At 61.3% G+C, this 26,646-nt stretch carries 21 protein-coding genes and 1 pseudogene; 11 read left to right on the top strand and 11 right to left on the bottom strand.

Features of this window, described 5'->3' with window-relative positions:
* A pseudogene (locus AC5RUJ_RS01300) lies at positions 1-198 on the bottom strand (amidohydrolase); the annotation flags it as partial.
* Complete coding sequence (locus tag AC5RUJ_RS01295; RefSeq protein WP_494127789.1) at positions 195-1,562, bottom strand: MFS transporter; 1,368 nt, start codon at positions 1,560-1,562, stop codon at positions 195-197. The gene AC5RUJ_RS01295 and the pseudogene AC5RUJ_RS01300, both read right to left, overlap by 4 nt.
* A 216-nt stretch (positions 1,563-1,778) precedes the next feature.
* Here AC5RUJ_RS01295 and AC5RUJ_RS01290 point away from each other — a divergent pair, with 216 nt between their 5' ends.
* On the top strand, positions 1,779-2,675 hold the full coding sequence (locus AC5RUJ_RS01290; protein ID WP_494127788.1) for an Lrp/AsnC family transcriptional regulator: 897 nt from the start codon (positions 1,779-1,781) through the stop codon (positions 2,673-2,675).
* A gap of 225 nt (positions 2,676-2,900) precedes the next feature.
* Here the strand turns inward: AC5RUJ_RS01290 and AC5RUJ_RS01285 are convergent, their stop codons facing one another.
* Both AC5RUJ_RS01285 and AC5RUJ_RS01280 read right to left on the bottom strand, forming a co-directional pair.
* Entirely contained in the window at positions 2,901-3,032 is a 132-nt protein-coding gene (locus AC5RUJ_RS01285) for a hypothetical protein (protein ID WP_494127787.1), read from the bottom strand.
* A 504-nt stretch (positions 3,033-3,536) separates the two neighbouring features.
* Positions 3,537-4,247, bottom strand: a complete 711-nt coding sequence (locus tag AC5RUJ_RS01280) for an 8-oxoguanine DNA glycosylase OGG fold protein (RefSeq protein ID WP_494127786.1) — start codon at positions 4,245-4,247, stop codon at positions 3,537-3,539.
* A gap of 600 nt (positions 4,248-4,847) precedes the next feature.
* Between AC5RUJ_RS01280 and AC5RUJ_RS01275 the strand changes: the two genes are divergently transcribed.
* The 4 genes from AC5RUJ_RS01275 to AC5RUJ_RS01260 are packed head-to-tail and all read left to right on the top strand — an operon-like array spanning position 4,848 to position 13,992.
* Complete coding sequence (locus AC5RUJ_RS01275) at positions 4,848-8,114, top strand: helicase-related protein (protein ID WP_494127785.1); 3,267 nt, start codon at positions 4,848-4,850, stop codon at positions 8,112-8,114.
* Positions 8,107-8,820, top strand: coding sequence for a DUF4391 domain-containing protein (locus AC5RUJ_RS01270; RefSeq protein ID WP_494127784.1), 714 nt, complete (start codon positions 8,107-8,109; stop codon positions 8,818-8,820). The genes AC5RUJ_RS01275 and AC5RUJ_RS01270 overlap by 8 nt, the downstream gene beginning before the upstream one ends.
* Before the next feature lie 8 nt (positions 8,821-8,828).
* Positions 8,829-10,904, top strand: a complete 2,076-nt coding sequence (locus AC5RUJ_RS01265; protein WP_494155557.1) for a site-specific DNA-methyltransferase — start codon at positions 8,829-8,831, stop codon at positions 10,902-10,904.
* 4 nt (positions 10,905-10,908) lie between these two features.
* Positions 10,909-13,992: a type III restriction-modification system endonuclease gene (locus AC5RUJ_RS01260; protein WP_494127782.1), complete on the top strand. Its 3,084-nt coding sequence runs from the start codon at positions 10,909-10,911 to the stop codon at positions 13,990-13,992.
* A 626-nt stretch (positions 13,993-14,618) separates the two neighbouring features.
* Here the strand turns inward: AC5RUJ_RS01260 and AC5RUJ_RS01255 are convergent.
* From AC5RUJ_RS01255 to AC5RUJ_RS01245, 3 genes are all read right to left on the bottom strand, one after another.
* Complete coding sequence (locus tag AC5RUJ_RS01255; protein ID WP_494127781.1) at positions 14,619-15,044, bottom strand: hypothetical protein; 426 nt, start codon at positions 15,042-15,044, stop codon at positions 14,619-14,621.
* Complete coding sequence (locus tag AC5RUJ_RS01250) at positions 15,041-15,667, bottom strand: ImmA/IrrE family metallo-endopeptidase (RefSeq protein ID WP_494127780.1); 627 nt, start codon at positions 15,665-15,667, stop codon at positions 15,041-15,043. The genes AC5RUJ_RS01255 and AC5RUJ_RS01250 overlap by 4 nt, the downstream gene beginning before the upstream one ends.
* A gap of 280 nt (positions 15,668-15,947) precedes the next feature.
* Complete coding sequence (locus AC5RUJ_RS01245) at positions 15,948-17,507, bottom strand: helix-turn-helix domain-containing protein (protein WP_494127779.1); 1,560 nt, start codon at positions 17,505-17,507, stop codon at positions 15,948-15,950.
* A 128-nt stretch (positions 17,508-17,635) separates the two neighbouring features.
* On the opposite strand from AC5RUJ_RS01245, the gene aceA reads away from it, so the two are divergent.
* The 4 genes from aceA (at position 17,636) to AC5RUJ_RS01225 (ending at position 22,765) form a co-directional block, all read left to right on the top strand.
* Positions 17,636-18,952 (top strand): isocitrate lyase, encoded by a 1,317-nt coding sequence (aceA, locus tag AC5RUJ_RS01240; RefSeq protein WP_494127778.1) that lies wholly within the window; start codon positions 17,636-17,638, stop codon positions 18,950-18,952.
* Between the two features lie 197 nt (positions 18,953-19,149).
* Positions 19,150-20,790, top strand: a complete 1,641-nt coding sequence (gene aceB / locus AC5RUJ_RS01235; protein WP_494127777.1) for a malate synthase A — start codon at positions 19,150-19,152, stop codon at positions 20,788-20,790.
* Between the two features lie 518 nt (positions 20,791-21,308).
* Positions 21,309-22,424 (top strand): ATP/GTP-binding protein, encoded by a 1,116-nt coding sequence (locus AC5RUJ_RS01230; RefSeq protein WP_494155556.1) that lies wholly within the window; start codon positions 21,309-21,311, stop codon positions 22,422-22,424.
* On the top strand, positions 22,421-22,765 hold the full coding sequence (locus AC5RUJ_RS01225; RefSeq protein ID WP_494127775.1) for a hypothetical protein: 345 nt from the start codon (positions 22,421-22,423) through the stop codon (positions 22,763-22,765). The genes AC5RUJ_RS01230 and AC5RUJ_RS01225 overlap by 4 nt, the downstream gene beginning before the upstream one ends.
* 255 nt (positions 22,766-23,020) lie before the next feature.
* Here the strand turns inward: AC5RUJ_RS01225 and AC5RUJ_RS01220 are convergent, their stop codons facing one another.
* A complete protein-coding gene (locus AC5RUJ_RS01220; RefSeq protein ID WP_494127774.1) occupies positions 23,021-23,338 on the bottom strand; it encodes an XRE family transcriptional regulator in 318 nt (105 codons plus the stop codon).
* Between the two features lie 98 nt (positions 23,339-23,436).
* Here AC5RUJ_RS01220 and AC5RUJ_RS01215 point away from each other — a divergent pair, with 98 nt between their 5' ends.
* On the top strand, positions 23,437-23,949 hold the full coding sequence (locus AC5RUJ_RS01215; RefSeq protein ID WP_494127773.1) for a hypothetical protein: 513 nt from the start codon (positions 23,437-23,439) through the stop codon (positions 23,947-23,949).
* A gap of 47 nt (positions 23,950-23,996) precedes the next feature.
* Entirely contained in the window at positions 23,997-24,326 is a 330-nt protein-coding gene (locus AC5RUJ_RS01210) for a hypothetical protein (RefSeq protein ID WP_494013229.1), read from the top strand.
* A 67-nt stretch (positions 24,327-24,393) separates the two neighbouring features.
* Here AC5RUJ_RS01210 and AC5RUJ_RS01205 read toward each other — a convergent pair whose 3' ends face one another.
* From AC5RUJ_RS01205 to AC5RUJ_RS01195, 3 genes are all read right to left on the bottom strand, one after another.
* Entirely contained in the window at positions 24,394-25,416 is a 1,023-nt protein-coding gene (locus AC5RUJ_RS01205) for a 1-aminocyclopropane-1-carboxylate deaminase (RefSeq protein ID WP_494127772.1), read from the bottom strand.
* Positions 25,417-25,440: 24 nt separating this feature from the next.
* The gene (locus AC5RUJ_RS01200) at positions 25,441-25,881 is read right to left on the bottom strand and encodes a VOC family protein (RefSeq protein WP_494002091.1); all 441 of its coding nucleotides are present in this window, start codon (positions 25,879-25,881) and stop codon (positions 25,441-25,443) included.
* A 168-nt stretch (positions 25,882-26,049) separates the two neighbouring features.
* The coding region (locus AC5RUJ_RS01195; protein WP_494155555.1) for an acyl-CoA thioesterase at positions 26,050-26,646 on the bottom strand (597 nt) is incomplete at its 5' end.

Below are 26,646 nucleotides of genomic sequence, written 5' to 3'. Positions count from 1 at the left end.
CTTCGGGTCCGGCAGGCCGAGGCCGGCGGCGGCGGCGCGGCACTGTGCCTCGGTGCCCACGGCGAGCAGGTGCCCGTCGTGCACGAGCATGGCCTCCGCCGTCGGGCGCTCCTCATCCATGGTGTGGATGGTGGCGGCCGTGATCAGCTGTGGGATGAAGCTGGTCGCGGGAGCGTCGAATGTCTTGAGTTTCCTCACCGGAAGGCCTCCAGGTTGGTGTTGCTGTTGTTCGTGTGTGCGGCGTCGGCGTCAGTGCCAGCTTCCAAGGATTCGTCGTCGTCGCGGTGCTGCGGAGCGATCGCCAGGCAGACGATGCTCAGCACGCCCATGGCGGCGAACATGATCAGGACGGGCCAGATGCTGCCGGTGGACCCGTACAGGAAGGTCGCGGTCAGCGGGGAGAGGGCGGCCCAGATGGCGTTGGCCATCCCGTAGGCCAGCGAGATGCTGGTGTAGCGGGCCTGTGCCCGGAACAGCTGGGACAGGATGGTCGCGGTCGGCGCGTAGGTGGCGGTCATGACCAGGCGCATCGCGGCGAAGGCCAGGAAGATCAGCCATTCCGGTCCGGTGGACATCAGCAGGAACTGCGGGACGATCAGCACGATCGAGCCCACCAGACCCACGAACATGACCCGCTTGCGGCCCCACCTGTCGCCCAGCCAGGCGACGCCCAGCGTGCAGATGAGCTCGACCAGGGCGGCCACGGACAGCGCGTTGAGGATCATGGTTTCGTCCAGGCCCACCGACGGGTCGGTGCCGTACGCGGTGGCGAAGGTGGTGGCCAGGTAGTAGCCGCCGGTGGAGATGGGCAGCAGGCCGATGCCGATCAGGATCGGCTTCCAGTTGGTGACCAGCGCGTGCTTCAGCGGCAGGGTCTGCACCTTGCCTTCGACCTTCTCCTCGAACACCGGGGATTCCTCCACACGGTAGCGGACCCAGAAGCCCACGCCGATCAGCACCACGGAGAGCAGGAACGGGATGCGCCAGCCGCCGTCCACGAGGAACGTGTCGCTGATCCCGGACAGGTAGGCGAAAATCAGGGTGGCGCCCAGCGCGCCGGCTGGGTTGCCCAGCTGCGCGAAGCCGCCGTAAAAGGTCTTGTGCTTCTCCGGCGCGTGCTCCACCGCCATCAGTACGGCGCCGCCCCACTCGCCACCCACGGCCAGGCCCTGCAGCGCGCGCAGCAGGACCAGCAGCACGGCGGCCCAGGCGCCGATGTTCTCGTGCGTGGGCAGCAGGCCCACGAACACGGTGGACAGGCCCATGATCAGCAGCGTGATCACCAGCGAGGGGCGGCGGCCGAACTTGTCGCCGATGTGGCCGAAGATGATGCCGCCCAGCGGGCGCATGAAGAACCCGACCGCGTAGGTGGCGAAGGCGGCGGCGATGCCGGTCATCCGGTCCGCTTCCGGGAAGAAGAGCGGACCGAACACCAGGGCCGCGGCCGTGGCGTAGATGTAGAAGTCGTACCACTCAATGGCGGTGCCGACGAAGGCCGCGAATCCGGCGCGGCGGGCCCGGGCGTGGCTGAACTGCGGCCGGGCTGCTGAAGTATGAGACATGGTCTTCCACCTTAAGGTGTGGGCATGAGTGCCGTTGTGATCTCTGCGACTGTAGGGCCTAAATCACAATCCAACAAGAGCACAAATGTTGCGTTACAGACCCTTGAATTCACTTCTGCTCTGGTTCCGCGCATGTTTTTACGAAAGCTCTTGACTATGCGCTGAATCACTGGATAATTGACGACGGCGGCGCTCACTTGGGAGGTTAAGGAAACTTTGGCGGACCACACCGAAATGATCGACACAAAACTCGTCCGCGCCCTTCAAAAGGAGGGCCGGGCCAGCTACCAGGAATTGGCGCGCGAGCTCGGCCTGCCGCGGGCCACGGTCTCGGCCCGGCTGCGGGAGCTGCTGGACACCCACACTGTCCGGGTAGTGGCCGCGGTGGATCCGGCGTTCCTCGGCCAGCACGTGATCGCGCACGTCTCGGTGGTGGCGTCCGGGCCGGTCCGAAATATCACCAAGCTGCTGGCCGATTGGCCGGAAGCGGTGCTGGTCTCGGCCATCGGCGGTACCCACGACCTGATCGCCGAGATCCGCGTGGCCACCCACGACGAACTGCACGCCGTGCTCACCCGGCTGCGCGAACATCCAGACGTCGCCTACATCGACACGCTGGTCTACACCCGGCTGGTCAAGGGCTTTTTCCTCTCGCAGTACGCCGGCGAGGTCACCATCGACCACGTAGACACCCAGCTCATCGAGATCCTGCAGAAGGACGGCCGGACCAGCTACCGGGATCTCGCCGCAGCCGTGGGGCTCACGCCCACCGCCGTCCGCTCCCGCGTGCAGCGGCTGCTGGACGCCCGGATCATCCGGATCAGCGCCGTGGAATCCCGCGGCGCCGGCGGCCGGCAGCTCTCCATGGGCGTCGGACTGAACCTCTCCGGCGACAACGACGCCGTCCTCGAACTCCTGCGCAGCTCATCGCACGTGGAGTTCGTCGCCCAGACCGTCGGCCGCTTCGACGCCATCGCCACCCTCGCCGCCCAGTCCCCCCGCGACCTCCTCGCCCAACTCGAAGAAATCCGCAGCCTCCCCGCTGTCAGCCGCACCGACTCCTGGCTCCACCTCGAAGTTGTTAAGGAGGATTACGCCCGGCGGATTTCATGACCACCCCCTGAGCAAACCTCCCGGAGCGCCGCGCTTTTCCCAGCCGACGCCATCGCCGTCCCTGTCCCAGGTGCTTTCCATAACCCGACCCTCCGAGGAAAACAGGGGCACCGCCTGCTGTCCGGACAGCAGAACAATTGGAGTAGTACACATACGGACGGCCCGGCTCCTGAGCCGGTTGTAGTTCAGGAGCGGGTGCTGGAGCAAGGACTACGTACTTTCCCTTCATTTTCTAACAACAACAACGTCGTCGTCGTCGAATACAACTTCGGTCCAAACCGATCCGCCTTCATCGGGAATAGGGTCTTCACAAGTGGACAGGATTTCAGCGATAGCTTCATGTTCTTCCGTCGGCATCGACAGTTCGTACTTCGCTTTGACAGCAACTGCCCCGTGCCGATCTACATGCCCACAACGAAAAATCCCTCATGATGGACAGCTACAAGTCAGCAGCTGCACCCTTCTTCTTCGCCTGGGTGGGACCGCCCACTGCCTTGTGTTCCGTTCAACGTCTCTCCATGGGTTGCCGAACGCATTGCTGGAGAAAACAGGTGTTGAACCGCCTTCATCATGGGCGACTTCTCTTGGCAGGTCTCGGCCGGCGGCTTCTACTGCATGTCCTCGCTCGCTTCGCACTCTCCGGCATTCCGCGGTCGCCCGACTCCAACTTGCCCATTCACTTCGCGGCCAAGGGGGTGAAGGCGTTGCCAAAAGGGACGGTTGCAGACAAAGAGAGCAAAGGAGTTCCTCGCTTAACTCTAGTCCCCCAATACAAGTGAAGCAGAAGTACGGCATAACAACGGTGGGCGTTAGATTCCTCCCCCCCCTCGTTTGATCCTCGTCCGAGATTCGACGACGTACTCACTCCGCAGGTCGGTCGCGGGTTAGGTCAAAAATAGCGAGCTCGACTTGGGCACATGTCCGCCCATACGGGGCCCCCCAGATATCGAGCAATTCTAGATACCGACGATAGTCGTGGCTTGAAGCGGTGGAGAGGATGACTCGTTTGTTGTCTTCTGTGTTTTTTGATATCCAATCGCGAACTCGTTTGTCCAATATCGGAGCGACTTCTGCACCGTCGACCGAATTTTCCATGGACGTAAACGCTAGCCATTTCGTGAAGAATGCGCCTCCAAGGTACTTGATCTTGCCCTCGTTATTCATGAATCGGAAACCTTCAGCGGCGCCTGACTGCCGAACAGTCTTTGATCCTTCGATGAGCAGGTCCCGAATTGTCTCGTCAACTGGTGCGTGAATGTTAGCTCGCGTCCCCACACCGGTCAGGATCTTGCGCGCCCGGAAGGGTCCGTAGCCCCCTGGACCACCCCAGATCAGGACGGGGACAATGGCACCTAGCACTCGGTCACGTGCAAGGTTCCCCTGAACGACCTCACGGACAACTTCTCTGTCCAGCTCGTCGGGAAGAGTTTGTAGGGCTGCCTCCGAGTCCGGAACATCCCTGACGACAGGAATCCACTTATCGCGGTTCCAGCCAAATGCCTTCTGAGAGGGAACTTCTCCAGCTAGGCGTGTGGCAAGGACGGCTGGGACGCGTAACTCGAGCATTGTCATTTGTCCTGTCTATCGCATTTCGATGTGACCTGGAATCAGCGTGTTCTTTCGCCGCGCCCGGCACAGAGGGGCGATTTTGGTGCCTCCAGCAAATTCGCCACCTTTGATCCGATGACCTGCGCCCGAAGGGTCCGTAGCCGTCGTGGGTTACGTTTCCCCGCACCGATTTCGCACCTGGGCTGAAACCGGCAGGGCACCGCTTTTCGTCGCTAAGCGTCAATATTGGTCGTATCTGACATGCTGGTGGTGAGTGTTTTCGGCCGAGGTGGAGCTCCTAGGGGCTCGGAAATTATTGTGAGACTGGCACCAGAGCGTGGAGTTCAGCAACCGCCGGGCAGGCCCCTCCGGTGAAGGAAGATTGGCGGGTGATCCCGATTTAATGGTGAAGGACCCGATGTAGATGCCCGAGGAAGATCGGCATCTGCGATGCTTTCTAAGTACCGCAGCGGATAGGATTGAATTCGTTTGTTGTGTTCTGTCGTCTAAGTTGGGGGGTTATGCTGTGCCTGATATCTGCGAGACAACCGGATATATTGCTGGGTCCAAGCCGACACTGGAGCGCCTGACGTCACAAAGTCGCCAAGGGTAGCGGGAAGCCGAATGCGCATCATCGATAACGTCAACGAGCTTCTCGGTGACGATCTGAAATCGGAGATCAAGCCCGGCTCCAAGGTTCGGATCGCCGCGTCGACATTCTCGATCTTTGCGTTCGAGGCCCTTCGTAAGGAGCTGGAGCAGGTCGACGAGCTTGAGTTCGTTTTCACTTCGCCGTCTTTCCTAACCACGCAGGCCACCGGCAAACTCCGCAAAGAGCGGCGCGAGTTCTTCATCCCCGCCAATGGTCGAGCTGAATCAGACCTCTACGGCTCCGAGTTTGAGGTCCGGCTAAGGAACAAGCTCACCCAACGCGCAATCGCGAAGGAATGCGCCGACTGGGTGCGCCGCAAGGTCACCTTCCGGTCAAATGCGACTGGAAACCCTATGCAGCAGTTCGCCGTCGTGGACGACAAGGCCGCTTACTTGCCGCTGCAGGGCTTCACAACTGCAGACCTCGGCTACGAACGTGGCGACGCAGTGTCCAACATGGTGCACCGCATCGACGAGGCGCCGATGACCTCGCAGTACCTCCAGCTTTTCGAACAGATCTGGAACAACCCCGATCAACTCAACGACGTCACCGAAGCGGTATATGACCACCTTGCGGGAGTGTACGCCGAGAACGCCCCCGCTCGTGTTTATTTCCTGGTTCTGTACAACCTGTTCGCAGAGTTTCTCGACGACCTCGGTGAGGACGTGTTGCCGAACGACCGTACTGGCTATCAGGAAACCCAAATCTGGCAGAGCCTCTACAACTTTCAGCGCGATGCAGCCACGGGGATCATTAACAAGCTAGAGAGCTACAACGGCTGCATACTTGCGGACAGCGTCGGCCTTGGTAAGACTTTCACTGCCCTCGCAGTGATCAAGTACTACGAGCTGCGTAACAAATCCGTGCTCGTCTTGGCTCCAAAGAAGCTCTCGGAGAACTGGACCAACTACAACGCGAACCTGACCACCAACATCTTCGCAAGTGACCGCTTTAGCTACGATGTGCTCGCGCACACAGACCTCTCCCGCACGAGGGGAGAGTCAATGGGGCTGCGGCTCGACCGGGTGAACTGGGGCAACTACGATCTGGTGGTGATCGACGAGTCGCACAACTTCCGTAACGCCGATTACGCCGAAGAGAAGGAATCCCGTTACCAGCGCTTGATGCGCCAGGTGATCCGGGAAGGTGTGAAGACCAAGGTCCTCATGCTCTCAGCGACTCCAGTGAACAATAGGTTCAATGACCTGAAGAACCAGCTCCAACTCGCATACGAGGGTGAGTCGGAGAACTTAGCCAAGCGCCTCAAAATCTCCACCACGATCGAAAAGGTGTTCAGCGACGCGCAGCGGGTCTTCAACAACTGGTCGAAACTTCCACCCGAAGCCCGGACCACGGACCAGATCCTGAAGATGCTCGACTTTGACTTCTTCGAGCTCCTCGATGCAGTCACCATCGCCCGCTCCAGGAAACACATACAAGCGTTTTACGACATGTCCGAAATCGGGGCCTTTCCGGAACGGCTGACTCCGAAATCTATCCGCGAGCCCCTGACCGACCTGCCCATCGTGCCATCCTTCAACGAGATCTTCGAGCAGCTCCAAAAGCTAACCCTGGCCGTCTACACCCCGCTGGCATATGTGTTCCCCAGCCGGCTCGGAAAGTATGAAGACCTCTACAACGTCAAGGGCGGCACCGCGCGATCCAACCTCGGACAGGGCGGCCGCGAGCAGGGGCTCAAGAAGCTTATGACCGTTAACCTTCTCAAGCGGCTCGAGAGTTCGGTGGAGGCGTTTCGGCTGACTCTCACCAAGATCGAAGGTGCCATCGACCGTACCATCCGGCGCCTCGCCTCGCCTGTGGTCTCACTCACCGACATTGACGTGGACTTCGCCGGACTCGACGACGAGGAGGTGACAAACGTTGAAGCGTTGTCTTTCGGGGAGAAGATCAAGATCAACCTCGACGACATCGACTTGGAGTCGTGGCGGCGGGACATGTGGAACGATCTGGCGACGCTGCGGGAACTGCTCGAGGAGATGCGCAAGGTCAGTCCTGACCATGACGCCAAGCTCCAAGCCCTGAAGCGCCTCATCGAGGAAAAGGCCGCAAACCCCATAAACGAGGGCAACCGTAAGGCGCTCGTCTTCTCCGCCTTCGCCGACACCGCCGAATACCTTTATCGCGAACTCGCACCGGCCATGGCTGCGGCAGGATTGGAGACCGCGCTGGTCACGGGTGGTGGACACGGGGCAAAGACAACGGTCGGGACTGGCTATGACTTCCAACAGGTGCTCACGCTGTTCTCCCCAAGATCAAAGCAGCGGCACTTGACAATGCCCAAAGAGACCGGCGAACTGGACATCCTGATCGCCACCGACGTAATAAGCGAAGGCCAGAACCTTCAGGACTGCGATTATCTGGTCAACTACGACATTCACTGGAATCCGGTGCGAATCATCCAGCGATTCGGCCGCGTCGACCGGATCGGATCGACCAACGCGCGCATCCAATTAGTTAACTTCTGGCCGAACATCTCACTCGACGAATACATCAACCTAAAGGAACGGGTCGAGAACCGCATGGTGATCGCCGACCTCGCCGGCACCGCCGACGACAACGTCCTGACGCTCGAGAGCAGCGAAGCTGCGTTTCGAAAGGAGCAGTTGCGCAAGCTCCAGGACGAGGTTATCGAACTGGAGGACGTCCGCACGGGCGTTTCGATCACGGACCTCGGCCTAAATGACTTCCGCATGGACCTGCTCGGATACCTCAAAGAACACGGAGACCTTGCCGCGGCCCCAAGGGGCCTGCACGCCGTCGTGCCCGCAGACTCGGCAAAGGGCCTGCGACCGGGTGTTATCTTCGCGCTCCGCAACCTTAATGCGGACGAGACGATCAACCGAGGTAACCGACTCCACCCGCACTACCTCGTTTACCTTGACGACGACGGCAACGTGGTTGCCGACCACACCGAGGCTAAGCACCTGCTCGACCTCGTACGCGCCGCATGTCGGTCTCACGATGAACCCGTCACCGAGGTCACGCGTATCTTCAACGCCGCGACCGGTGAGGGCGCCGAGATGGGCAAGTATTCCGGTCTGCTTACAGCCGCCATCCTTTCCATGATCGATATCAACGAAGAACGCGACATTGACAGCCTCTTTACCACCGGCCCCACGACCGCCCTGACTCAGACGATCATAGGTCTCGACGACTTCGAGCTAATCGCGTTCCTTGCAGTCGTCGACCCCGGACAAGGAGTGCCCTCCGGTGGTTGAGCCCGTCGACGTGCCTCTATACCGCTGGCCCCAGACAGCCCATTTCGGACAGTTAATTCCAAAGGCGAAGTTCTATGAGCACGGCCAGATTTCGACGGTCGTTCGGGAAAGGTTCGTTTCCGAGGTGCATCGCATCATTTGGGCTTACAAGCTTGCCGAGTCGACCGTCAATCTGCCGAGCAGCCCCACGGTGCCAGAAGTCCAAGTGTTCCAGATCGAAGCCAAGGAAGAAGACATCAGCGATCCGGTACTTGCCGCCATCGACAAGGCGGTGCAGACACCCATCATCTTCGAAATCAGCAACGGCGACAAACTCTCCCGACATTCCCGAATGGTCGCGGCTCACAAGCAACTCGGCACCGGTACGACCAAGGTCAGCGCCTACTTCACCACTGGATGGCACCACAACGGCTCCGAGCGCCAGCCACTGCCGACCGCGATCCACCTAGCCGGCCTCTACACCGCACTTCTGGCGCCGCTCACGCCGGTCATGTCGCATCCAGGTGAAGAATTGTCACAGATCTTTGCCAGACTAGAGACAGTGCAATCGCTCCGACGCGAGATCTCCGCGTTGGAGCGAAAGATCCGGAACGAACCGCAACTCAACCGAAAGGTGGAGTTGCGCCGCGCCCTGAAGACAAAGCACGCCACGCTCGTGGATCTCACGAGCCTGACCCCCAGCCCCATTACGGGCAAAAAGAACTGAGGAACACGGTGGAGAAATTACGCATGACGTCCCCCGACGTGACAGCGGCCAACATCGGAAAAATCGCAGCAATGTTCCCCGGCGTTATGGCAGAGTCCCTCGACGAGGCCGGCAACCTGACGCATGAGATCGACTTCGATCTCCTGCGTCAGGAACTGTCCGGCCACGTCATCGAGGGTCCGCAGGAGCGATACCAGCTCGACTGGCCCGGAAAGCGTGAAGCGCGATTCGCGGCAAACGCGCCAATCGCGAAGGCACTCCGCCCGGTACCCGAGGATTCAGTCGAGTTCGACACAACGAAGAATCTGTTCATCGAGGGCGACAACCTGGATGCCCTCAAGCTGCTCCAAGAGTCCTACCTCGGCAAAATTAAGCTCATCTACATTGACCCGCCCTACAACACAGGCAACGATCTCGTATATCAGGACGATTTCGCGGAGACGACGGCCGAATACTTGGAGCGGTCGAGCCAGATAAGCGAGGCCGGGGAACGTCTGGTCGCTAACACTGAGACTAACGGTCGCTTCCACTCGGATTGGCTGAGCATGATCTACCCTCGTCTTCGGCTGGCGAAGACACTGCTCGCCGAAGACGGCGTCATTCTCATCAGCATCGATGACGCAGAACAGGCCTCGCTTCGGCGCTTAGCTGACGAGGTTTTCGGCGAGCGGAACTTCGTGTCTCAACTCGTCTGGGAGAAAGGTCGGAAGAACGACGCCAAATTCTTCTCGAACGGCCACGAGTATGTGCTCGTCTACGCCAAGTCGAAGTCGTATCTCCGCGATCTCGGCACCGTTTGGCGTGAGGAAAAGCCGGGAGCGCGGGAAATCTGGGATGAGTACGTGCGACTGCGAGACGTCCACGGTCCCGATGATGTCGCCATCGAGCAGGAACTCACTAAGTGGTTTGCTGATCTGCCCAAATCTCACCCGTCGAAGAAGTGGGCGCGCTTTCGGCATGTGGATGCGAACGGCCCTTGGCGCGATGACAACATCTCGTGGCCCGGGGGTGGAGGACCTCGCTACGACGTGATCCACCCAAAGACCGGACTTCCCTGCAAAGTGCCAGAGGCAGGTTGGCGTTATGGGGATCCCGCTGAAATGCAGCGTCGCATCGATCTAGGCTTGATCGTCTTCCGAGACGACCACGCCGAGCCCCCATTCCGCAAGTCTCACCTACGGCCGGTAACTGGGGAGACAGACGCGTCCGAAGACGAGGAATTGGGCGAAGTAGAACTCGCGACGCAGGTTCGGGGCAGCTACTTCTACAAACAGTCCCAGGTGGCAGTTCGACACCTGCGCAGCCTGATGGGTCTCCAGGTGTTCAATAACCCTAAGGATCACTTCGAGCTGTCACGCTTGTTCGAATATGTGCTCGGAGGCAAGGGTGGCATCATCATGGATTTCTTCGCAGGATCGGGCAGCACCGCGGAGGCGGCGTTCGAGATGTCCGCACGCACCGGGCTGAACTGCCCCGTCCTGCTCGTGCAGCTTCCGGAGGATCTGGAAAACAATTTTAAGACCGCGACCGGCTCAGCGAAGACCACCATCGCGAACGCTATTAAGTATCTCCGGCAGCGTGGTAAGCCGCTCACCATCCCCGAACTCACCAAGATCAGAGTCACGCTCGCCGGTCAGCGTTTACTGGCGGATCGAAAGGTGAACAGCTGGAACGGTGATGTCGGCTTCCGTGTACTGAAAGTCGATTCGACCAATATGGCAGACGTACTTTTTACGCCTGATGAGACCGACCAGCGCGCGTTGGGGGTGCTGGAGGACAGCGTGAAGCCTGGTCGCACAGGTGCGGATCTACTGTTCCAGGTACTCCTCGATGCGGGATTGGAGCTGACAATGCCGATTTGCGTGGAGAAGATCGAGGAGCGCGAGGTGTTCGTCGTGGAGGAAGATGCGCTCATCGCCTGTTTCGACACCGAGGTGAGCCCGGAGCTCATTCGTGCGATCGCGAAGCGTGAGCCGCTCCGTGCGGTGTTTCGGGACTCTGGGTTTGCGTCTGACGCTGCGCGAATCAATGCTGAGCAGGTCTTCCGCGAGATCTCACCAACCACCGACGTGAAGGCGATTTGACGCGATGAAACTCCAGTTCAAGGTTCAGCCGTACCAAACCGACGCAGTCGAAGCTGTCGTCGAGGTGTTCGCCGGGCAGCCTAAGCAAGATGGTGTCTCCTACCGAATCGACCCGGGCAAGTTGAAGCGGACTGCCGCTCCGGTGCTGTTCGAAACGGACACGACTCCGGACTCGGGCCTACGTAACACCGAGATCGCCCTGAGCCCGAAGCAGTTGCTGGAGAACATCCAGGAAGTGCAACGCTCCCGCAACCTGCCGCTATCGACTGAGGTAAAGGACAGCAGGGCCGCTCCCGGGGCGCCCAATCTTGATGTTGAGATGGAGACAGGTACGGGCAAGACATACGTCTACATAAAGACGATCATGGAGCTGAACAAGCGGTACGGCTGGAGCAAGTTCATAATCGTCGTGCCATCAGTCGCGATTCGTGAGGGCGTCAGGAAGTCCTTCGACGTCACCGCCGAGCACTTCCAGCAGGCCTACGGCACTAAGCCACGCTCCTTCATTTACAACTCCTCCCAGCTTCACGAGCTCGAGCGGTTCAGCTCGGACGCGGGCGTACAGGTCATGATCATCAACATCCAGGCATTCAATGCAACGGGCAAGGACCAGCGCCGTATCTACGACGTCCTCGATGACTTCCAGTCGCGGAAGCCAATCGACGTCATCAGGGCCAACCGCCCGATCGTAGTCATCGACGAGCCCCAGAAGCTCGGCGCCGACAAGTCGCTGAAGGCGCTCGCAGAGTTCAACGCCCTCATGATGCTGCGTTACTCCGCCACCCACAAAGTCGAGCACACCAAAGTGCACCGTCTCGACGCACTGGACGCATACAACCAGAAGTTGGTTAAGAAGATCGCGGTGCGTGGCATCACCGTGAAAGGCCTCGCTGGCTCGACGGCCTACCTTTACTTGGACGCGATCGAGATCGCCAAGGGCGCCGCGCCGCGCGCCCGGGTCGAGATCGAAGTCCAGACAAAGGGCGGGCCGATTAAGCGGCAGGTCAAACGCCTCAATGTGGGCTCCAATCTGCACGACATTTCCGGCGGCATCGAGGCCTACAAAGGTTTGTTCGTTACTGATATCGATGCGAATCGCGATGTGATCGAGCTGAGCAGCGGCGACGTCGTGATTGCCGGGCAGCTCGCTGACCGTGACGTCACTGAAGAAACCAAGCGGCGGATCCAGATCCGTGAGGTCATTCGCGCCCACATCGACAAGGAGAGGGAGCTCTTCAGTCAGGGCATAAAGGTGCTGTCGCTGTTCTTCATCGACGAGGTTGCAAAGTACCGCGACTACGAACGCGAGGACACCCTCGGCGACTACGCGCGCTACTTCGAGGAGGAGTACACGGCGATCGTCGAGGAGATCCTCGGTGAACTGGAATTGGACGACGCCACAGTGGCCTACCAGAAGTATCTCCAGCGCGATGTCGTGCGTGAAGTTCACGAGGGCTACTTCTCGATCGACAAGAAGACCACGCGGCAGGTCGATCCGACCGTCACCAAACGCGGCGAAGATGCCGGGCAGGCATCGGATGTGGATGCTTATGACCTGATCCTGAAGGACAAGGAACGGCTGCTATCCTTCGCAGAACCGGTTCGCTTCTTGTTCTCACATTCTGCCCTGCGTGAAGGATGGGACAACCCCAACGTCTTCGTCATGGGTATGCTCAAGAAGAGTGACAACACCGTTTCCCGGCGCCAAGAGATCGGTCGCGGCCTGCGTTTGGCGGTAAACCAGCACGGTGAGCGCATGGACAACCCGGCCACGGTCCACGATATCAACGAGCTGACCGTTGTTACCGATGAGTCCTACACCGACTTCGTCGCTGGCTTGCAGAAGGAGATGTCCGAGTCTTTGGCGGCACGCCCACGCAAGGCCAGCGTCAAGTTCTTCGCCGGCAAGACGATCCGCACCGAGTCGGGTGCGAGCGTCATTGGGGAAGCCCAGGCCCAGGCCCTGTACAAGTACCTAGTCAAGAACGATTATCTAAACGACGACGACACCGTCTCGGAGGCCTACAAGGAAGCCAAAAAATTCGGCACCTTGGCCGAACCCACGTCCGAGCCGCTGAAGAGCATCATCGACTTCGTCTGGCCGCTGGTGGACGCACTCTACGTCGATGTCCCCCTGCCTGCGAACGACCGCAAGCCAAAGCGAATTCCTCTCAACGAGGCGAACTTCGCCAAGAAGGAGTTCCAGTCCCTCTGGGGGAAAATCAACCATAGGACCGTCTATCAAGTGGAGTTCAATTCGGCCGAGCTGATCGGCAAGTCCATTCAGGCTGTCGACAAGCACCTCAACGTCGCCGCCATGCAGTATGTCGTACAGACAGGAAGGCAACTGGACTCTCTGGAGGCCGACGACCTCGCCAGCGGGGCAGGATTCCATAAGGCCAGCACCGCTACCCACACCGAGACTGTGTCGGCCGGCTCCCAAATCAAGTACGATCTGCTCGGGGAGATTACAGGGAAAACCCAACTTACCCGACGCACTGCGTCTGCCATCCTCAGGGGGCTCACGCCGGCGACCTTCGCGAAGTACCGGCGGAATCCTGAACAGTTCATTACTGAAACGGCCCGTTTGATCAATGAGCAGAAGGCAACCGTAGTCGTTGAGCACCTGGCCTATGATTCTCTCCAAGAACGCTTCGACTCGGCGATCTTCACGGAGAACCAGACCAAGCAGGACCTGACGAACGCCGGACAGATACTGAACAAGCACATATATGACTACGTCGTCACCGATTCCAAGATCGAGCAAGACTTCGTCAACGAACTCGACACGAGCAAGGAAGTTGCCGTTTACGCGAAGTTGCCGCGCGGGTTCTTCATCCCGACTCCCGTGGGGGACTACAACCCTGACTGGGCCATCGCCTTTACCGAAGGAACAGTCAAGCACGTCTACTTCGTCGCCGAGACCAAGGGTTCACTTTCTACGCTTCAACTAAGGGGTGTCGAAGACGCGAAGATCGAGTGTGCCCGCAAGTTCTTTGCAACGCTCAACGAGAAGCAGGACCAGAGCGTCAGGTACGACGTCGTCACCGACTATAGCGAGCTCATGCAACTCGTTGAGACTGTATGACGGGTTGTGCACTATAATTCAGCGGCAGGCGGTCCGTTGGCGATCGAGTTGATGGGCGCTTCTTAGCTAGCTGACGTTGGCTAAATTTATCGACCCCAGAGGTTGGGTACGCGGCTGGTCGGTGGCCGCCCCTTAAGCGAATGGTGGCCGCGGTTGTAGCTGTGCACCACTCGGCGAAAGGCAAGGCGTGCACCGGTCGCAAACCGTAGGTAAGTTTGTAGTCCCATTCCTGCAGCAGGGTGCGGTTGTGAAATTATTCCTTTCCGCCGGGGCTTCGGCGCGGAACTGCAGCAGGAGCCGTCGTCGGTTAAGAGCCGTACATTTCGATCCCGGCCCGTTAAACCAGGCCTTGGCTCGTCGCCAGAAGGCGGGTGCGGTCTGCCGCTCGTCCTCGAGGATCTCCATTTACGCTAGGAGCGAGTGGTCATCGAACGCTTTGTGCAGGGAGTCGCAGCAGGGGCGCCCGGTTGGTCTCTTCTACGAGGTAGTCCGTGGCATAAGCGCTGCCCTTCCCAAGAAGAGAACGGCATTATCCCCAGGACACGCAGGTACGAGCAGGACGGGTCAAAGCGGGAAGGAATCCCCTTGGCAGTCCCCTAGATTGTCCTTGCTGAAGGTCTGGTCGATCAAGTCGTTGTCGTCTCGTCGACTCTCCAAGGGAACATCGCATCCAAGATGCCCGGTGCGAGACCGTTGACGAAGACATACATAATAACGAGGACCAACGCCAGTTGTAGCAGCAGATCCAAGGTGAACGATAGACGAAACAACCAGGGATGAGCGGTGAGAAACGAACCCAAGCGACTGTCCGAAGACTTTCCACGCGAATGCAAAGCATTCGCATACATCGAAGCAAGCCCGAGGAAAGGTGCGATACCCCGGACTGATTGGAACATCTGGATACCGGGTGTGCCTTCAGAGCCCTCTGCCTTGGACCCTAAATCATCCTTGACGTCTCTCACTCGTCCCGCGGATCTGGTTTTCTGTTGGAGGCGCTCGGCATCGTCCGTGCCGTCAGCCTCTCCTTTAGTCGAAAGTGCGGAATCGGTCATTGTCGAACAGGGTCGAAGCCGAGATTCTTCAGTCTATAGCCCATCGCCACTTCTGACACGCGAAAAATTCTGGCCATTTGCTGGACAGATTTTCCCGCTTCCCGCAGTTGCATAACCAACTTGCGCGGCATTAGCAGCGCTGCAGCAAAAGCATTCGCATAGATTTCTTCTTCTGAAGTTCCCTGCCGTGCCTCTTGGTCACGGTTTCTAACCTCATCGCTCAAGGCGCCATCGCCTAGGGTCGTATCGCCATCAACGAATCCAGTCGTAGCTGGCGGCTTGATTTCACGCGCGTACACCAAGTGGCCTGTTTCGTGCGCAGTAGTGAAGCGCCGGCGGACTAGCGAGCTATTCTCATTGATGGTGATTTCTGGGGTGCGGGCTCGTGGCATGTAAATGAACCCGTCTAACTCTTCATCGTCCAAGTCGGCCCAAAACACATTTGCGCCAAGGCGCTCAGCCACGACGGTGGCATCTACAGGCATATTTTCAAGGTCAACAGGCCAATGTTCCTCGTGGACCTCAGCTGCGTGAAGCTCAGCGTCATCGCGGAGTTCCTTAACCTTTTGCCAAGGCACGCGATCAAGAGTAGCTCCGTTGTTTCCTTCAACAATTTTTGTCATTGTCGGCACACCTCCTTACCGCAGCCATTTCACCTCTACAAGATAAATTAGCTAGATGTTTGACTCCCAGTCCAGAGGTCAAATAGTGCAATATACTATATTGTACACTGAGCGTTCGTTCGACGCTTGGCACGCCTGTCTTCTCGGCGGCGACTGTATGTGGAGCGCGCCGCGGCGCAAAGCTAAATGTGCCGAGATTACTGGGATTCGGCAAGCCAGACGCCTTCCATGCTTACATTTCCCTTCCAACGTCGGCCCCAACATCGTTGTGGTTCGAACGCTACCACGTGCGAGGGACAGTTTTGTTTAAGCTGCCCGCACCAGAAACTACCGTCCCGTGCGCTTGGAGGAACGCATACACCTCGGTCTCGTCGACGCCGGGGAAGGCGCCGGGCGGGAGGGCTGCGAGGAGGTGGGAGTTGGCGCGGGCGCTGGGCCAAGCGTGGCCGGCCCATTGGGCGGCGAGGTCGGCGGGTGGGCGGCGGCAGCAGGATTCGTCGGGGCAGTTGGAGACGGAGCGTTCGGTGGTGTCGCGGCCGCGGAACCACTTCACCTCCTTGTACGGGATGCCGATGCTCAGCGAGTACTCCCCCGACGAGTGCCGCTCGGTGATCGCGGTGCACCAGAACGTGCCGGCTTTGGTGTCCGTGTACTGGTTGAAGGCACGGAACTTGTCCGGCACATCGAACACTGCCCGTGAGGTCCAGTTGCGGCAGACGGGCTGGCCCTCGATGGCGCCTGTGTGGTCGGCGGGGAAGTTCACCCCGTCGTTTTCGTAGGCCTTGTGGATGATGCCGGAGACGTGCACCTTCTGGAAGTGGCAGGTAATCCCCAGGTGGTGGGTGGCCAGGTTGGTGAAGCGGTGGGCCGCGGTCTCGTAGGAAACACTGAAGGCGTCGCGCAGGTCCTCGATGGCCAGTTCCTTGGCCGCCTTGGCCTTCTGCAGGAAGTCCACGGTGGCGTGCTCGGGCATCAGCAGCGCGGCGGCGAAGTAGTTGGTGTAGACACGTTGACGGAGGAAGTCAGCGTAGTCGGTGGGCGTCTGGTGCCCCAGGACGTAGTGGCCCACGGCCTGCAGCAGCACTGACCGGGGGTCGTGTTCAGAGCGGTGTCCCTGGGTCAGGTAAATTCTGCTGTTCTTCAAATCCGTCACGGACCGGGTCGAATGCGGCAGGTCGCTAACGTACTGCAGGCTGAAACCGAGGTGCTCGGCGATGTCCGCAGCCACGTGGTGGGACAACGGACCGCCCTTGAAACCGACCGCCTTGAGCAGCTCCTGGGCCTGGGCCTCGATATCCTCGTAGTGGTTGTTCCTAGCGCGCATTTCTGCCCGCAGTTCAGTATTCGCGCGGCGCGCTTCTTCGGGGGTGGCGGCCTGTTCGTCCAGCCGGCGCTCCAGCTCGTGCTGCAGCCCGACCAATGACTCCAGCACGTCCAAGGAAAGCCGCGAGCTGACGCGGACTTTGGGCAGTCCGAGCGACTCGTAAAGCGGTCCGCGCTGGTAGCGTTCCAGCTCGATTTCCAGCGCGGCCCGGCGGCTGGGCGGCTCGGCGCCGAGCAGCTGGTCGATGCCCACACCCAGGGCCTTGCCGAGGGCCTGGAGCATGCCGAGCTTGGGTTCGCGCTTGCCGTTCTCGATCAGCGAGAGCTGCGACGGCGCGGCGCCGACGGCCGCACCTAGATCGTCCAGCGTCATGCCCTGGGCCTTGCGGAGGTGCCGCACCCGCCGGCCCAGGCTGATGACGTCGATCTCGGGCTCGGCGGAGGCACCGCCGTCGTGCTTGGAGGGACGATTCCAGCTGGTGGTTGTCATTTCTTGAGAATACGAGAAGAACTGCAAATTTTTCCAGCACATTCTCTGGTTTGGGTGTTGCAGAGTGCGGAATAGTCGGTTTCACGAAGGATTTGGCCCGGACCGATCACCGAGGATCGGAACCTGCCGGACCCGACACCGAACAGGAGACAGCAATGACTGCATCATTTGAGCCGGCCCCGATGAACGCTGAGGAAGCGGCCAAGGCACTGGAGCTCGAGTGGGCCGCCGATTCCCGCTGGGAGGGCATCACTCGCGACTACACCGCAGCGGATGTCATCCGCCTCCGCGGCCGGGTCCAGGAAGAGCACACGCTGGCCAAGCGCGGCGCCCAGAAGCTGTGGAAGCAGCTCACCGAGGAGGCCGCCGAAGGTTGCTACACCAACGCGCTCGGCGCGCTGACCGGGAATCAGGCGGTGCAGCAGGTCAAGGCCGGGCTGCGCGCCATCTACCTCTCCGGCTGGCAGGTGGCCGCCGACGCCAACCTCTCCGGCCACACCTACCCGGACCAGTCGCTGTACCCCGCGAACTCGGTGCCGCAGGTGGTCCGCAGGATCAACAACGCGCTGATGCGGGCCGACCAGATCGAGTTCTCCGAGGGCATCCAGACCGTCGAGGACTGGATGGTGCCGATCGTGGCCGACGCCGAGGCCGGCTTCGGCGGCCCGCTGAACGCCTACGAGCTGATGAAGTCCATGATCGCCGCCGGCGCCTCGGGCGTGCACTGGGAGGACCAGCTGGCCAGTGAGAAGAAGTGCGGCCACCTGGGCGGCAAGGTGCTGATCCCCACCGGCCAGCACATCCGCACCCTGAACGCGGCCCGGCTGGCCGCCGACGTCGCCGGCACGCCGAGCGTGATCATAGCCCGGACCGACGCCGAGGCCGCCACGCTGCTCACCTCCGACGTGGACGAGCGCGACGCCGAGTTCATCACCGGCGAGCGCACCCCCGAGGGCTTCTACAAGGTCCGCAACGGGATCGAGCCGTGCATCGCCCGGGCCAAGGCCTACGCCCCGTACTCGGACCTGATCTGGATGGAGACCGGCACCCCCGACCTGGAGCTGGCCCGCAAGTTCGCCGAGGCGGTCAAGGCCGAGTTCCCGGACCAGATGCTCTCCTACAACTGCTCGCCGTCCTTCAACTGGAAGAAGCACCTGGACGACGCGACCATCGCGAAGTTCCAGCGCGAGCTCGGGGCGATGGGCTTCACCTTCCAGTTCATCACCCTGGCCGGCTTCCACGCCCTGAACTACTCGATGTTCGACCTGGCCCACGGCTACGCCCGCAACGGGATGAGCGCCTACGTGGACCTGCAGGAGCGCGAATTCGGCGCCGAAGACCGCGGCTACACCGCAACCAAGCACCAGCGCGAAGTGGGCACCGGCTACTTCGACACCATCTCCACTGCCCTCAACCCCAACGGCAGCACCTTGGCCCTGGTCGGCTCCACCGAAGAGGGCCAGTTCCACTAACGACGACGGGGCGCACCCCGGCGCTGCGCCGGGACCCGCCGCGGCACGACCTTCCGACGGCCGCGGACGGCCTTACGAAAGCTATTAGCCGCTTTCCGGGTCCCGGCTCCGCACCTCAGATCCGAAGGTCACCTTTGGCACCCAGGCGGGGCGCCGGCGTCGTACTTACAAAAGTTTTCTTGAGGAGTGAATGAGCGATGAACGATCCGATTACCTTGAACGGGATTACGTTGACGGGCCCGGCCGTGTGCCGGCAGGAGGAAGTGCTGACGCCGCAGGCGCTGGAGTTCGTGGCCAGGCTGCACCAGGCCACCGCGGCCCGACGGCGCGAGCTGCTGGTCCAGCGGGAGAACCGGCGGCGCTCGATCGCCCGCGGCCACGACCCGAAGTTCCTGCCCGGCACCCGGCACATCCGCGAGGATTCTTCGTGGAAGGTCGCTCCCCCGGCACCCGGGCTGGAGGACCGCCGGGTGGAGATCACCGGGCCGGTGGAGAAGAAGATGACCATCAACGCGCTGAACTCCGGCGCCAAGGTGTGGCTGGCGGACATGGAGGACTCCTCCACGCCCAGCTGGTCCAACGTGGTCAACGGGCAGCTGAACCTGACCGACGTGCTGGAGCGGCGGATCGACTTCGTCTCCGACACCGGCAAGGAATACAAGCTGACCGGCCAGACGCTGACCGACCTGCCCACCATCGTGGTGCGGCCGCGCGGCTGGCACCTGCCGGAGAAGCACATGCTGATCGGCGGCGAACCGGTGGCCGGCGGCATCGTGGACTTCGGCCTGTACTTCTTCCACAACGCCCAGCGGCTGATCGCCCAGGGCCGCGGACCGTACTTCTACCTGCCGAAGATCGAATCGCACCTGGAAGCCCGGCTGTGGAACGACGTGTTCATCCTGGCGCAGGACCTGCTGGGTATCCCACAGGGCACCATCCGCGCCACCGTGCTGATCGAGACCATCACGGCCGCGTTCGAGATGGAGGAGATCCTGTACGAGCTGCGCGAGCACGCCTCCGGGCTGAACGCCGGCCGCTGGGACTACATCTTCTCGGTGATCAAGAACTTCCGGGCCCGCGGCCCGCGGTTCGTGCTGCCGGACAGGACGCAGGTGACCATGACGGCACCGTTCATGCGCTCCTACACCGAGCAGCTGGTCCGCGCTTGCCACCGCCGCGGCGCCATGGCCATCGGCGGGATGGCCGCGTTCATCCCCAGCCGCCGCGACCCGGAGGCCAACGCCATCGCCATGGAGAAGGTGCACGCGGACAAGACCCGCGAGGCCTCCGACGGGTTCGACGGTTCCTGGGTGGCGCACCCGGACCTGGTGCCGGTCTGCCGCGAGGTGTTTGATTCGGTGCTCGGTGAGCGGCCCAACCAACTGGACCGTCAGCGCGAGGATGTCACGCCCGACGACGGTGCCCTCCTGAACATCGCAGGCACCGAAGGCTCAATCACCGAGACCGGCATCCGCACCAACCTGGAAGTCGGCATCCAGTACATCGAGTCCTGGTTGCGCGGCAACGGCGCGGTGGCCATCCACAACCTGATGGAGGACGCCGCGACGGCGGAGATCTCCCGCTCGCAGATCTGGCAGTGGATCCACGCCCACGCAGTGACCGACGACGGCGAGATCATCACCCGCGAATGGGTCCGCGAACTGCTGGAGGAAGAGTTCGCCGGCCTGCCGCGGTTCGACGGCGATCGGTTCGACGACGCCCGCGAAATCTTCGAAGAGTGTGCCCTCGGCGAAGAGTTCCCGGCCTTCCTGACCATCCCGGCGTACCAGAACTACCTGCTGGAGAAGTCGCCGGCGAAGGTGGTTGCTGCGGCCTAAGTTGCCACCATTCGTCCGGCGGCGGGCCGGGGTCCACTAGCCAGCCCCCGGTCAGCCGCCGGCACCAAAAACTTTCCGCAGGGCCGCCCGGTCCACGCATCTTTCGCCACAAGCAGCCCGATGGTCGGGCGGGCCGGCGGTCCTGCGGAAGCACAGTGAATGAAAAGGGTCGGGTGCGGCTCTATCTACAGAGCCGCACCCGGCGTCTTTCGTTGCATATTCTGCGTGGAGTTCGAGCCCATCCAGGGGTGTGATCACGGGCCAAGCGGAGAGGCCACAGCTCCGCACAAGAATTCCGGCGGTTTCGAGGCTGCCCTTGCTCAGGCACTAATCCGCATGAGCGGCTGACCCCCTTCCGCTGATGACTCTCCCTGTATCGCAACCCCAGTGTTCAAACCCATGCTGTGCAGAGAGAACACGCCGACCGGCTAGCCGGTACGGTGGCGTGCTAGGTGCACGACCGGATCGCGTAAGCTCCCCGTATGCAACTAAAGAGAGCGCTAGAGCAACACATTGCAGTGTTTGGCGAAAGCGGCAGCGGCAAGACCGTGATGGTCTCCTCCTTTTACGGGGCCACCCAGGAGCCTCATCATCTCCAGAAGAGCCTGTTCCGAGTGGTGGCTGACAGTACAGGCCAAGGCAATCGTCTGCACCAAAACTACCTTGGCATGAAGAATTCAGCACGGCTGCCCATGACCACCCGTTTCGCCGCCACGTCCTACTCCTTCTCGGTCAAGCTGAAAGATGGGGCTAATGCCAAGGCGATGAAGGCTAAGCCGTTCGATGCACTGCGTCTTGTCTGGCACGACTACCCAGGGGAATGGTTCGAGGAGGACGTGAGCGGGCCAGAGGAGGCCCAGCGCAGAGTCGACACTTTCAAGAATTTGTTGGGTTCTGATGTTGCTCTCTTGCTAGTGGACGGTCAGCGGTTGCTGGACAACTCCGGAGAGGAGGAACGGTACCTCAAGTCGTTATTCACCAAATTCCGCAACGGACTGTTGTCACTCAAAGATGATGTGCTTGAGGACGGTAGGCCTCTCGTCGACTTCCCTCGTATCTGGATTATGGCGCTGTCGAAGTCCGATTTGCTGCCGGATCTGGACGTCTATAAGTTCAGAGATGTCCTCATAGAGAAGGCCAGCGATGAAATGGAAGACCTGCGTGAGGTCATCGCTGGCTTTGTGGAAGGCCAAGATGCGCTGTCCGTGGGTGAAGACTTCGTCCTGCTCTCGTCAGCGAAGTTCGACGCAGACACGATTCAGGTGGCCAAACGAGTCGGTGTTGAGCTGATCCTGCCGCTGGCCGCCGTGCTCCCATTCGAGCGACACGTCCGGTGGGCCCAGCTGAAGCAAATACCTGGGAAAGTGGTCGAAAATCTGTTAGGCGGTGCCGGAGCTTTAGCCGCCGCCCTAGTCGGAAGCAAGGTTAAGCCCGCCGGTCCAATAAGCCTTCTGCTGAACCTTGTTGGTCCAGATCTCATCAACGATGCGGCCAAACTGGCCGGGGACAAACTCAGGGAGGTCAACTCCGAAGCATTGGCTAAGCGAGACTTCGTGACAGCAACGTTGACGGGCTTCCGAATGGACTTGGACAAGGGCGAAAAGGAGCAAACCCTTCTCAGGAGCTCTAGATGAGGCTCATCTGGGCCACTCGTGGGAAAACCTGGGGATTCCGGTTTCGCCGTTACGGAGGATTCGACGATCCGCTCCCGGAATACGACGCCGTCTTTTCGCGTATCGGGGATGATTCGGAAGTCTGCCACCGCGTCGGCGAAAAGGTGGCGCTGCGTTTCCCAGATCCTTGGGAGCGTAAGGATGTATCCGGCAGAGTGATTCCACACGAATTCGTCGTCTATGAGCCCTTGGCCGATGGCATCGACTCGGTTGAGGAGGGTCTCCTGAAGGTCTGGCCCTTGGTTGCGGACGAATTTGCGCAGGTCTGGGAGCTGCCGCGCCCACCCGCGGCTAACGGATAACCTCAGCGGCATAACACATCGCGCGAGCGCACTCAGAGCTACCAGTTGCGCCCATGCGAGGGCAAACTAATACGCCGGGTGCGGCTCCACGTTTTGGAGCTACACCCGGCGTTCTCCTGACGGCATCAGAAATGCTTGGTCAGCCGGAAACGGAGCTCGGGCTAAAACTCGATGTGGGGCTCTACCCATGAGTGCCGCACACGGTCAGGGAATGAACTGCGTTCGACCAATGCCGTTTTACAGCCGGCGACTAACCTAAATATTGTCCTCGTGAGCCGTGCCGCCTTCGCCTTCCCATGTTTCCAAGCGCGCGATCTTGGAAGCGTTGAACTTCCGACGCACTCCGTAGCCGCCGTGATCGTCGTCTTCGATGAAGACGACGCCGAACTGTTCTAAGGCACGGCGCAATTGCCAGTTCTGCTCCGGGGTCAGGGCCTGGTTGCCCTTTTCGAAGTCGCGCACCTGTTTTTTGTCCAGGCCGGATGCCTTGCCGATCACCTTGGACGAAACCTGGGTTAGTGCGCGGGCCGCACGGGCAAGATCTGAAGGAATGATCATCGATGACTTAGTCATGGCCTGATCATCCCAGTCTTTGAGAAAAGGTGCAGCCGCCACTTCTGCTGACCAATGTCCTATGCCACATCAACCGATGCATGCCCTAGGTTGGAGCCATGATCGCGCTGCAAGCTCCAGATCCGGTCGAGGTTGTGGTCCGCAACGACGCCCCGGACGGGTGGGACGTTCTCGCCTCTCTCGGTCCGCTGGCCATCCTGTTGGCTGCCCTTATCGCCGCCTTTATCGGCTGGCGCAGCATGCGGACGCAGGCCGAGGCAGACCGCCGGGCGCAGTGGTGGGCGAGGGCGGAGTGGGCGCTGGATGCGTCCATGTCCCCCAGCCTGGACCGCAAGGTGGTGGGGCTTGGGGTGTTGGCGTTGCTCGCCGAAAGCCATCTGGCCGGCGAGGAAGAAGCGCGGATTCTTCAGGTCGCCTCGAACGACGGTTTGGCTCAGCAGGTCACGGCGCTTGAGGACGTGGAGGCTGTTCCGGCCTTTCCCAGAGCCGCTGACTCCCCACAACAGGACAGTGTCAGGATCCAGGCAGCCAAGCTCCGCGTGGTGACGGACAAGAAACAAGGGCACCAGACACCCGAGTGGATCGTGAAGCTGGCCCAAACTTCGACTTAATCCGCGGTCATGGCACAATGACGGCAGACTAAGCCCGGAGGAAATGCATGACAACCCACGATCAAACCGTCCCAGAAACGCAGCAAAAGCCGAAAAGCTACTTGGAGTGGAAGTTTTCCAGCGGCGGCAAAGTCTTCCGCGATCTGCTCGGGATTGCCTTCATTTTTCTGTTCATCACGCTTTTCAATATCGCGGGCAACGGGTTTTGGATGAACCTCGGCGGTGCCGTCCTTATCGGCCTTGCCCTCGATGCCGTTGAATACCAGCACGAAGTGCATCGGCGGCCAGCCGTCCGGAAACACGTCATCTGGTGGCAACTGCTGGCCGCGGTTGCCGTGACCATTCTGTACATCAGCGTGCTCCAGCTAACCCGCTGACCATCCGCTGCCAGCCCCGGGCTCAACTGAACGGCGGCGCTCGGGCGAGCACCGCCGTCGTAGTTTCCTAGCTCCGGAAAAGGCCGCTGTAGGCGTTGAGGGCCGGCTGGCCGCCGAGGTGTGCGTAGAGCACAGTGCTCTCGGCCGGGATCTCCTTGCTGCTGACCAGGTCGATCAGGGCGGCCATGGATTTTCCTTCGTAGACCGGGTCCGTGATCATGGCTTCGAGCGAGGCGCTCAGCCGCATGGCTTCCAGCGTGGATTCGACCGGGATGCCGTAGAGGTCGCCAGCCCAGCCCTCGAGCACCGAGATCTCGTCGTCGTGCAGGTCCCGCTCGAGCCCGATCAGCTGCGCCGTGTTGCGGGCAATGCGGCCGACCTGGTCGCGGGTCTTGGACAGGGTGGCGGAGGCGTCGATGCCGAGCACGCGGCGCGCCCGGCCGCCGGCGTCCTGCAGGGCGGCGAACCCGGCGATCATCCCGGCGTGGGTGGAGCCGGTGACGGTGCAGACCACGATGGTGTCGAAGAAGACGCCGAGGTCCTTTTCCTGCTGCTGCACCTCATAGGCCCAATTGGCGAAACCCAGCCCGCCGAGCCTGTGCTCGGAGGCGCCGGCCGGGATGGGATAGGGCTTGCCGCCGGCAGCCTCGACCTCGGCGATGGCGTTCTGCCAGGAGTCGCGGATGCCGATGTCGAAGCCGGCGGGGTCGAGCCGGACGTCCGCCCCCATCAGCCGGGAGAGCAGGATGTTGCCTACCCGGTCGGTGAGCGGGTCCGGCCAGTCCACCCAGTTCTCCTGCACCAGCAGCGCCTTGAGGCCGAGTGTCGCGGCCACCGCTGCTACCTGCCGGGTGTGGTTGGACTGGAAGCCGCCGATGGACACGATGGTATCCGCGCCCTCGGCGAGGATGTCCGGGACGATGTACTCGAGCTTGCGGGTCTTGTTGCCGCCGTAGGCCAGGCCGGAATTCACGTCCTCCCGCTTGGCCCAGATCTGCGCGCCGCCCAAATGCTTGCTCAGCCGCGGCAGGTGGTGAACCGGGCTGGGGCCGAAGGTCAGCGGGTAGCGGTCGAACTCCGTTATGGCCATGTGGTCCCCGTTCTGCCTCGGCGGCTACTGGCCTGATCCGGCGTTCTCCGGAGCCGTGATGTTGACCATCCAGTTCACACCGAACTTGTCCGTGAGCTGCCCGAAGTAGTCGCCCCACGGGGCCTTTTCAAGCGGCTGGTTGACGGTTGCTCCGTCGCTCAGGCCCTCCCAGTAGCTGCGCAGCTTGTCGTCCTCGCCCGGGTCTTCGCCGCTGGAGCTGACACAGATGTAGCCGTTCGGGGAGGCCTGCATCTCGGGCGGCACGTCCGACGCCATCAGCAGGAAGCCGCGGTCCACGGTCACGGACGAGTGCATGATTTTCCCGCCGGTCTCGGGGCTCTCGTCGCCCATTCCCTCGGCGTAGGTCATTTTGCTCAGCTCGCCGCCGAACACGGAGTGATAGAACTCGATCGCCTCCGCGGCGTTGCCGGTGAACTGCAGGTAGGGGTTCAGGTCCAGTGCCATGGGTCTGCCTTCCGTAGTGGATGCGGCGCGTTCCGTGCCGCGTTCATTCTTGCGCCTTCCACGGCGCGCGGGAAGGGGCGGCGGACCCCTGCCGCACCTGCCCGTGAAGTGGAACGTCCAACCTGTGCGTGCTCCGGCGCTTCCGCACCCTGTGCCGGGAAGCGGGGGTCAGTAGGTCCGCTCGACGCCGAACTCCAGCGGGGGAAGTGCCGCGCGCCGCCGGACCAGGTCCTGGGCGTGGGCGGCCAGCCGCCGATCCTCGTCGGAGCGCAGCACGAGTTGCGGAACCTTGGCGGCGTGCCCGGCCTCGTCCCGGGTAACGAAGACGGTCATGCACTGCGTGGTGTCCCGCCAGTCGCCGCCGCGCGGGTCCCGTGCCCGGACGTGGACGGCGATGTGCATGGAGTGCGGACCGGTGTGAATCATCCGGGCGGAGAGTTCAACCAGGTCGCCGATGTGGACGGGGTTTAGGAAGTGGATGCCGCCGGAGTAGACCGCCACGGCGTCGGCACCGCACCATCCCATGGCGCAGGCCCTGGCCACCTCGTCAATCCAGCGCAGCACGATCCCGCCGTGGGCGTTGCCGCCCCAGTTCACGTCCGTGGGGGCGGCGAGGAAACGGAAGCTTTCGGAGGGAGTGGTGCCAGCATCCGTATATGCCTGGGCGCTCATCACCTCGCGGATCTCGCGCCGGGCCTCCAGCCGGCCCTCGATCCCGCGGGCCAGCCGCTGCGACGCGTCGTCGGTCGGCGCCCACGGCGGAAC

It is taken from the genome of Arthrobacter sp. Y3223164, from assembly GCF_059091005.1.
This window is presented reverse-complemented; position numbering and strand designations above follow the sequence as displayed.